We start from the raw sequence: 7,391 nt of genomic DNA on the forward strand, positions 1-7,391 counted from the left end.
ACTTCAAGGGGCCGGACCAGCAGAAGAAGGTCGGCCAGCTCTCCGGCGGCGAGCGCAACCGCGTCCACCTCGCCAAGATGCTGAAGGAGGGCGGCAACGTCCTGCTGCTCGACGAGCCGACCAACGACCTCGATGTCGAGACCCTGCGCGCGCTCGAGGAGGCGCTGGAGAATTTCGCCGGCTGCGCCGTGATCATCAGCCACGATCGCTTCTTTCTGGACCGGCTCGCGACCCACATCCTGGCCTTCGAAGGCGACAGCCATGTCGAATGGTTCGAAGGCAACTTTCAGGATTATGAGGAGGACAAGCTGCGGCGTTTGGGCCCGGAGGCGACGAGGCCGCACCGGATGACGTACCGGAAGCTGACGAGGTAGGGGGAATTGGGATGGTGACCGGTCTTGGGCGAGCGCTCGATCTCGCCGACTGGCGCGCCAACAAGCTCACGCAACGGGCAATCATGAGAGACATGGTGCTCGAATCAATTGCGCCCGGAGCAAGCTCCGAAGCGGTGATCGAACGCTGCCGACGCGCATTGAATTATTCCTCGCTGCCTGAGCGGGAGCGACGCCGGATCATAACGATGATCCACGACGTGCGGACGATCCTGGGAGGGTGGTCGCGTTTGTCTGAGGCAGAGCAGGGGCAGTTTCGAGAAGGGCGATTGGTGCCATCGACCGCTGCCGCCCGCATTAGAGACCGAAACCTATAAAGTCGTCATGCCGGACTTGATCCGGCATCCGCCTTTTTTCCTCGTTGAGGTTCGGAAGGTAGGCAGACCCCGGCTCGAGGCCGGGGTGACGACATGAAGGGATGCGGTTTTGTCATCCCGGCCTTGAACTGGGATCCGCCTTCGTCTTGGTTGGCAGCGGATCGAATCCGAAATCCACGGCGAGATCGCGCCAGTTCGGATTGTTCTTTCCTATCAGCTCGTATTTCCACGCTCTCGGCCAGCGTTTGATGCGCTTCTCGCGGAGGATGGCGGATTCCATCGTCTCGTGAATCTCGAACCACACGAGGCGCTTGATCCCGTAGCGCTTTGTGAAACCGGGAACGACACCTTCTCGGTGCTGCCAGATTCGACCGAGCAGATCGGATGTCACGCCGGTATAGAGGGTGCTGTGGGACGCGGGCGCCAGGATGTAGACGCAGGGTTGTCGCTCCATCATCGGAGCGAAGGACAAGGCGGATGCCGGGTCAAGCCCGGCATGACGATGGGAAATGACTGATCCTACCTTCTTCCCCACCGAGACCGATTTCCGCCGCTGGCTCGCGGCGAACCACGACACCGCCGCCGAGCTCCTCGTCGGTTTCTGGAAGAAGGGCAGCGGCAAGCCCTCGATCGACTGGCCGCAGGCGCGGGATCAGGCGCTTTGCTTCGGCTGGATCGACGGGGTGCGGAAGTCGCTGGGCGATGAGGCCTATACGATCCGCTTCACGCCGCGGCGCACGGGGAGCGTCTGGAGCAAGGTCAATGTCGAGCGCTTCCCGGCGCTGAAGGCGGCGGGGCAGATGACCGCGGCGGGCGAGCGGGCCTTGCAGGAGAGCACCGGCCCGAGCGGGGTCTATGCCTATGAGCGGCCGTTGGCGGCACTGGCCGCCGAGGAGGAACGGCAATTCCGGCGCAACGCCTCCGCCTGGGCCGATTGGGAGAAGCGCCCGCCGGGCTATCGCAAGGTCGTGCTGCATTGGGTGACCAGCGCCAAGCGGCCGGAAACGCGCGCGAAGCGGCTCGGCATCCTGATCGAGAGCTGCGCTGCGGGGCAGAAGATTCCGGGCTACGATATCGGACGGAAGAAGGAGTGAACACGTGTCCCCGCGAAGGCGGGGACCCAGACGCGCGCTGCGCTTCTGCGGCTTCGCCGGACTGGGCCCCTGCCTTCGCAGGGGCGGACTGGGCCCGTGCCTTCGCAGGGGCACATGTGGTTAACGGTTTCCTAAGTCATCGCGCCTACCCCCTGGGCGATGCTTGGCCGTTCGATCCCTTGCCTTGCCATGATGCTGCTCGCGTCCTGCGTGCCGCAGGCGACGGCGCGGGTCGATGGGGGCGATCATGCCATGGCGCTGCCGGCCGGGCTGATCCGCTGGAGCGCGACGCCGCTTTCGGCCGTCTATCAGGCGCCGACCCGCAACGAGATCCTGGAGGCGACCGCGCCCGGCGATCCGGCCGAGCCGTTCCAGTTCGCCAATGGCGAGGACAATCTCAGGGGCAATTCGCTCGATTGCCTGACCGCCGCGGTCTATTACGAGGCGCGGTCCGAAACGCTCGACGGGCAGCGGGCGGTGGCGCAGGTTGTGCTCAACCGCGCCCGCCATCCGGCCTTTCCGAACAGCGTCTGCGGCGTCGTCTACCAGGGCTCGCAGCGCCGCACCGGCTGCCAGTTCAGCTTCACCTGCGACGGATCGATGCAGCGCGGCGTGCGCAACGCCGCGGGCTGGGAGACGGCGCGCCAGGTCGCTTCGGCCGCGCTTTCCGGCTTCGTCCATTCGCCAGTCGGCCTCGCCACCCATTATCACACGACCGCGATCCGCCCCTGGTGGGCACCGTCGCTGACCCGCGCGATCACCGTCGGCGCGCACATCTTCTACCGCTGGCCGGGCCGCTGGGGGGATCCGACCTCATTCCGCCAGCCGGTGTTCGAGAGCAGCGCAAGCGGGCCGGTCGCGATCGCCGCGGCGCCCGCCATCGATCCGGGGCCGCGCCCGGCGGTCGAGACCGTCAACGGCGTCACCATCCATCGCGGCGGACCGCGGGCCGCCGCCGCGCGGCCGCTGGTCCAAGTCGCCAGCGCCGGCCAGGCGCGCGGCCCGGCACGGATGCGGCGGACGGAGCAGGGCGTCCGGGTCCATTCGGGGATACCCGGCGCGCCGGTCGAGCAGGCCGACGCCGGGAGCGCGCCGACCGTCGCCGTCACCCGCTAGAGCGGGTAATCGTAGCGAATGAAGCCCTTGTTCCGCGCGATCTTGTCGTAGAGCGCGCGCGCCGGTTCGTTGTCCGCCTTGGTGAGCCAGTAATACGCGGCACAGCCGCGCTTCCGGGCCTCGTCGGCGACCGCGTCGATCAGGGCGCGCGCGACGCCCCGGCCCCGCGCGTCGGGCAAGGTGAACAGGTCCTGGAGATAGCAGACTTCGCTTTTCCAGCTGTGCGCGTGGAACAGGAAATGGGCGATGCCGACCAGCGCGCCCTCACTGCGGCACCCGACGCCATGGACCGGTCCGTCGGCCATCAGCCGCGACCAGACCTCGTCATAGACCGCGTCCGGGACGGGGTCTTCGTAGAAATCCTTGTAGCCGCGCGCGAGCCGCTCCCATTCGGAACGATCGGAAGGGCCGAGGGGGTGGAGTTCCAGGCCGGGCATGCCGGTCCCTAACCCGAACCGGCTGCGCCGCCAATTCAGACGTGGCGGAGCTCGCGAGCTTTCGCTTCATATTCCGTCGCCATGCCGGTCAGCGTCGCGATCGTGCGGGCATCGCTCAGCGCTTTGGCAAGGCGGCGGCAGCGCGCGGCCTGGTCGTCGAGCGCGCAGGCCTGGCGCTCGTCGGTGAGGTCCATCAGCAAATTAACCGCGCCGGTCATGACACCGTCCGCATCGAGGATCGGCGTCGGGTAGGGGGTGAACATCACCCGCGTGCCGTCCGGCCGCTCGGCCAACGCCACCACGCCGCGAATCGGGCGTCCCTGCCTGATCGCCGTCGCCATCGGGCATTGGTTGTGGGGCAGATAATCGCCGCTCTCTGTGTAGAGCCGCCACGACACGCACCAGCGGTCATGGCCGGCGACCGGGGTGCGGCCGGCGAAATCGATGCAGGCGCGGTTGAACGAGATCACCCAGCCGTCGGCGTCGGTCACGTAGATCGGCGCGTCGAGCGCCTGGAGCGTCGTGTCGAGCGCGTCGCCGCCATCGGCCGCGGCCGCGACCGCCGCGGCGAGCATCGCCTCAACCGGATCGACGCCCTCCGCGTTGGTTAAAGCCATGAAGGAATCCAGCCCCATCGCGACGTGCCTAACGCGAGTTAACCTTAGCGGTTCCCGCGCTGTTGGCAACATTTTGCATCGATCACAATTGCTTTGCGGCGCGTGGCAAAGCAGACACAGTGCGGGCGTTCGGCGGGAAGGGTATTGCATGGCGAATTTTCTGGCGCGGAAGACGGTGCTGTCGGACGAAGAGCTGGCGCCCGAGCATCGGCTCGCCCGCTCGCTCTCCTGGCCGCATTTGATCGCCCTCGGCGTCGGCGCCATCGTCGGCACCGGCATCCTGACCCTGATCGGCGTCGGGGCGGCGAAGGCGGGGCCATCGGTGCTGCTCTCCTTCGCCATTGCCGGGCTGATCTGCGCCGCCGCGGCGCTCGCTTATGCCGAGATGGCGACCATGTATCCCGCCTCCGGCAGCGCCTATACCTACACCTATGTCGTGATCGGCGAGCTGCTCGCCTGGATCGTCGGCTGGAGCCTGATCCTCGAATATAGCCTGGTGGTCAGCGCGGTCGCGGTCGGCTGGTCGGGCTATGCGTCGCCCTTGCTGGTCGAATGGTTGGGCTTTCCCGTTGCGCTGACCCAGAGTCCCGAGCTTGGCGGAATCCTCAACATTCCGGCGATCCTGATCATCGCGATCGTCGCCGGGCTGCTGATCTACGGCACGCGCGAGAGCGCGACGCTCAACGCTGCGCTGGTGGTGGTGAAGGTGGTGGCGTTGATCGTGTTCGTCGCGGTGGCGCTGCCTTATTTCGACGGGGCGCGCTTCGAGCCCTTCATGCCCTACGGCTTCCCTGCTTCCGGGCCGTCAGGCTCCGAGGTCGGCGTCATGGCCGCGGCGGCGATCATCTTCTTCGCCTTTTACGGCTTCGACGCGATCGCGACGGCGGCCGAGGAGGCGAAGAATCCGGGCCGGGACCTTTCGATCGGCATCGTGGGATCGATGTTCGTGTGCGTGATCATCTACATGGCGGTCGCCGCGGCGGCGATCGGCGCGCTGGCCTACAGCCGCTTCGCCAATTCGCCCGAGCCGTTGGCCTTGATCCTGCGCTCGATCGGGCAACCGGAGGCGGCGCGCTTCCTCGCGCTTTCCGCCGTGATCGCGCTGCCGACCGTGATCCTCGCTTTCTTCTACGGGCAGAGCCGGATCTTCTTCGTCATGGCCCGTGACGGGCTGATCCCGCGCGGGCTGGCGCGGGTCTCGGGGCGCGGCTCGCCGGTGCGGATCACCATCTTCACCGCGATCGTCGTCGCGTTGCTCGCCGGCGTCATCCCGCTCGCCCAGCTCGCCGCGCTCGCCAATGCCGGCACGCTCACCGCCTTCATCGCGGTTTGCGTCTGCACTTTGGTCATGCGCCGCCGCGCGCCGGACGCACCGCGCACCTTCCGGATGCCGCTCGCCTGGCCGATCGGCATCTTCGGCATCCTCGGCTGCCTCTATCTGCTCTACAGTCTGCCGCGCACGACCCAGATCTGGTTCGCCGGCGCCCAGATCGTGGGCTTGATCCTCTATTTCGCTTATGGCGCACGCCAGAGCGTCGCCGGGAAGGAGGCCGCCTGATGTTCCGTTCGTTGCTGCTTTTCGTCGCAATGTGCGTTGGCAGCGCCGCTGTCGCGCAGACGCCGCCGGTTCCGCCTGCGCCCGCCACCGTCCGCGTGCTGATGCGCACGAGCGCCGGCGACATCACGATGGCGATCGAGACCCGGCGCGCGCCGATCACCGCCGCCAATTTCCTGCGCTATGTCGATGCGCGGCGGCTCGACGGCACCGAATTCTACCGGGCGATGCCCGGCAATGCGCCGGGCACGGGCCTGATCCAGGGCGGGGTGCGCGATCCGCGCATCCTTTATCCTCCCATCGCGCATGAGCCGACCAGCCGCACCGGCCTGACCCATGTCGATGGCGCGCTCTCGGTGCCGCGGCTCGGCGTGGGAACGGCGCGGGGCGACTTCACGATCATGGTTGGCGACCAGCATTATCTCGACGCCGGTCCCGGCTCGGCCGGCGATGGGCAGGGCTATGCGGTGTTCGGCCGGGTGGTCGAGGGGATGGACGTCGTCCGGCGCATCCTCGCTTCGCCGACCTCGCCGACCGAAGGGCAGGGGATCATGCGCGGCCAGATGCTCTCGCCGCGCATTCGCGTGATCACGGCGCGGCGGGTGCCGGCCGCGCGCTAGACGGGCGCGAACGCGCCGCTGGCTTCGTCGAGGACGTGCAGGATGCCGTCCGAGATAGCGAAATAGGCGCCGTGCAGCTTCAGCCGCCCGTCCGCCTCGCGCTCGGTCACCCAGGGGAAGGTGCGCAGGTTGCGGAGCGACAGCCGGACGCCTTCGAGCTCCATCTCAAGAAAGGCCGCGTCGTCGAGCTTCGGGTGCCGCGCGCGGATCGCTTCGCTCGCAGCGGCGAGCATGTCGGTCCAGTGGGCGATGAAATGACCTTCGCCCTGGCCCGCCGCGTGAAACTGGCCGGTCAGCGCCGCGGCGCAACCGCCGCACGAGCCATGCCCCATCACCACCAGCTCCTCGACCTCGAGCTGGGTGATGGCGAACTCCAGCGCCGCCGAGACGCCGTGATAATTGTTGTCGGGCTCGAACGGCGGAACGAGGTTGGCGACGTTGCGGACGACGAACATCTCGCCCGGCCGCGCGTCGAAAATCTGGGCCGGGTCCACGCGGCTGTCGGAACAGGCGATCACCATCACCCGGGGACGCTGGCCGACGGCCAAGGTCGCCCAGCGCTCGCGCTCCTCCTCCCAATGATCGACCCGGAAGCGGCGATAGCCTTCGATCAGATCGGCGAACTGGACCATGACGCCGCGATTAGGGGGACGGGGAGGGGGTGGCAAGACGCGCCGCCCGTCGCTATCTGGCCGCTATGAGCGAAGCCGATCCCCTCGTTCCACAGCGGCAGCGCAAGCCGGACTGGATCCGGGTCAAGGCGCCGACCAGCGTGGGCTTCGCCGAGACCAGGGCGCTGATGCGCCGGCTGAACCTCGCCACGGTGTGCGAGGAGGCGGCCTGCCCGAATATCGGCGAATGCTGGACCAAGAAGCACGCCACGGTGATGATCCTGGGCGACACCTGCACCCGGGCCTGCGCCTTCTGCAACGTGAAGACGGGCATGCCGCGAGCGGTCGATCCGCTGGAGCCCGAGCATGTCGCGGTCGCGGCGGCGGAACTGGGCCTCACGCATATCGTTGTGACGTCGGTCGATCGCGACGATCTGCCCGACGGTGGCGCGAGCCAGTTCGTGAAAGTGATCGAGGCGCTGCGCCGGAACACGCCCTCGACGACCATTGAAATCCTCACACCGGATTTCAGGAATAAATCACAAGCCGCTGTTGAAGCGATCGTTGTCGCGCGCCCCGACGTCTACAATCACAATCTGGAGACGGTGCCGCGCCTCTATCCGACGATCCGG

Annotated in this window: 11 protein-coding genes; 7 read left to right on the forward strand and 4 right to left on the reverse strand. The window is 67.4% G+C overall.

Annotated features, from left to right (window positions below):
* Together ACT4N3_RS04390 and ACT4N3_RS04395 are read left to right on the forward strand one after the other, a co-directional pair.
* Positions 1-374, forward strand: a 374-nt coding sequence (locus tag ACT4N3_RS04390; RefSeq protein ID WP_444853992.1) for an ATP-binding cassette domain-containing protein, incomplete at its 5' end; no start/stop codon positions are given.
* Between the two features lie 11 nt (positions 375-385).
* Positions 386-709 (forward strand): hypothetical protein, encoded by a 324-nt coding sequence (locus ACT4N3_RS04395; protein WP_444853993.1) that lies wholly within the window; start codon positions 386-388, stop codon positions 707-709.
* Positions 710-821: 112 nt separating this feature from the next.
* Here ACT4N3_RS04395 and ACT4N3_RS04400 read toward each other — a convergent pair whose 3' ends face one another.
* Positions 822-1,166 carry a GIY-YIG nuclease family protein gene (locus ACT4N3_RS04400; RefSeq protein WP_444853994.1) on the reverse strand — a complete coding sequence of 115 codons (345 nt, stop codon included), beginning with the start codon at positions 1,164-1,166 and terminating at the stop codon, positions 822-824.
* Positions 1,167-1,218: 52 nt separating this feature from the next.
* Between ACT4N3_RS04400 and ACT4N3_RS04405 the strand changes: the two genes are divergently transcribed.
* Both ACT4N3_RS04405 and ACT4N3_RS04410 read left to right on the forward strand, forming a co-directional pair.
* Entirely contained in the window at positions 1,219-1,803 is a 585-nt protein-coding gene (locus ACT4N3_RS04405; protein ID WP_444853995.1) for a YdeI/OmpD-associated family protein, read from the forward strand.
* A 189-nt stretch (positions 1,804-1,992) separates the two neighbouring features.
* Entirely contained in the window at positions 1,993-2,919 is a 927-nt protein-coding gene (locus tag ACT4N3_RS04410) for a cell wall hydrolase (RefSeq protein ID WP_444853996.1), read from the forward strand.
* Here the strand turns inward: ACT4N3_RS04410 and ACT4N3_RS04415 are convergent.
* Together ACT4N3_RS04415 and ACT4N3_RS04420 are read right to left on the reverse strand one after the other, a co-directional pair.
* On the reverse strand, positions 2,916-3,356 hold the full coding sequence (locus tag ACT4N3_RS04415) for a GNAT family N-acetyltransferase (RefSeq protein WP_444853997.1): 441 nt from the start codon (positions 3,354-3,356) through the stop codon (positions 2,916-2,918). The two genes, ACT4N3_RS04410 and ACT4N3_RS04415, sit on opposite strands and share 4 nt — an antisense overlap.
* Positions 3,357-3,391: 35 nt before the next feature.
* Entirely contained in the window at positions 3,392-3,973 is a 582-nt protein-coding gene (locus tag ACT4N3_RS04420; protein ID WP_444853998.1) for a PAS domain-containing protein, read from the reverse strand.
* Between the two features lie 148 nt (positions 3,974-4,121).
* On the opposite strand from ACT4N3_RS04420, the gene ACT4N3_RS04425 reads away from it, so the two are divergent.
* Both ACT4N3_RS04425 and ACT4N3_RS04430 read left to right on the forward strand, forming a co-directional pair.
* A complete protein-coding gene (locus ACT4N3_RS04425) occupies positions 4,122-5,531 on the forward strand; it encodes an amino acid permease (RefSeq protein ID WP_444853999.1) in 1,410 nt (469 codons plus the stop codon).
* The gene (locus ACT4N3_RS04430) at positions 5,531-6,148 is read left to right on the forward strand and encodes a peptidylprolyl isomerase (RefSeq protein ID WP_444854000.1); all 618 of its coding nucleotides are present in this window, start codon (positions 5,531-5,533) and stop codon (positions 6,146-6,148) included. The genes ACT4N3_RS04425 and ACT4N3_RS04430 overlap by 1 nt, the downstream gene beginning before the upstream one ends.
* Here the strand turns inward: ACT4N3_RS04430 and ACT4N3_RS04435 are convergent.
* Positions 6,145-6,780: a carbonic anhydrase gene (locus ACT4N3_RS04435; RefSeq protein ID WP_444854001.1), complete on the reverse strand. Its 636-nt coding sequence runs from the start codon at positions 6,778-6,780 to the stop codon at positions 6,145-6,147. The two genes, ACT4N3_RS04430 and ACT4N3_RS04435, sit on opposite strands and share 4 nt — an antisense overlap.
* A 65-nt stretch (positions 6,781-6,845) precedes the next feature.
* Here ACT4N3_RS04435 and ACT4N3_RS04440 point away from each other — a divergent pair.
* Positions 6,846-7,391: lipoyl synthase (locus ACT4N3_RS04440; RefSeq protein ID WP_444854002.1), on the forward strand; the 546-nt coding region annotated here is incomplete at its 3' end.

The organism is Sphingosinicella sp. (assembly GCF_052388015.1).
Lineage (GTDB): Bacteria > Pseudomonadota > Alphaproteobacteria > Sphingomonadales > Sphingomonadaceae > Allosphingosinicella.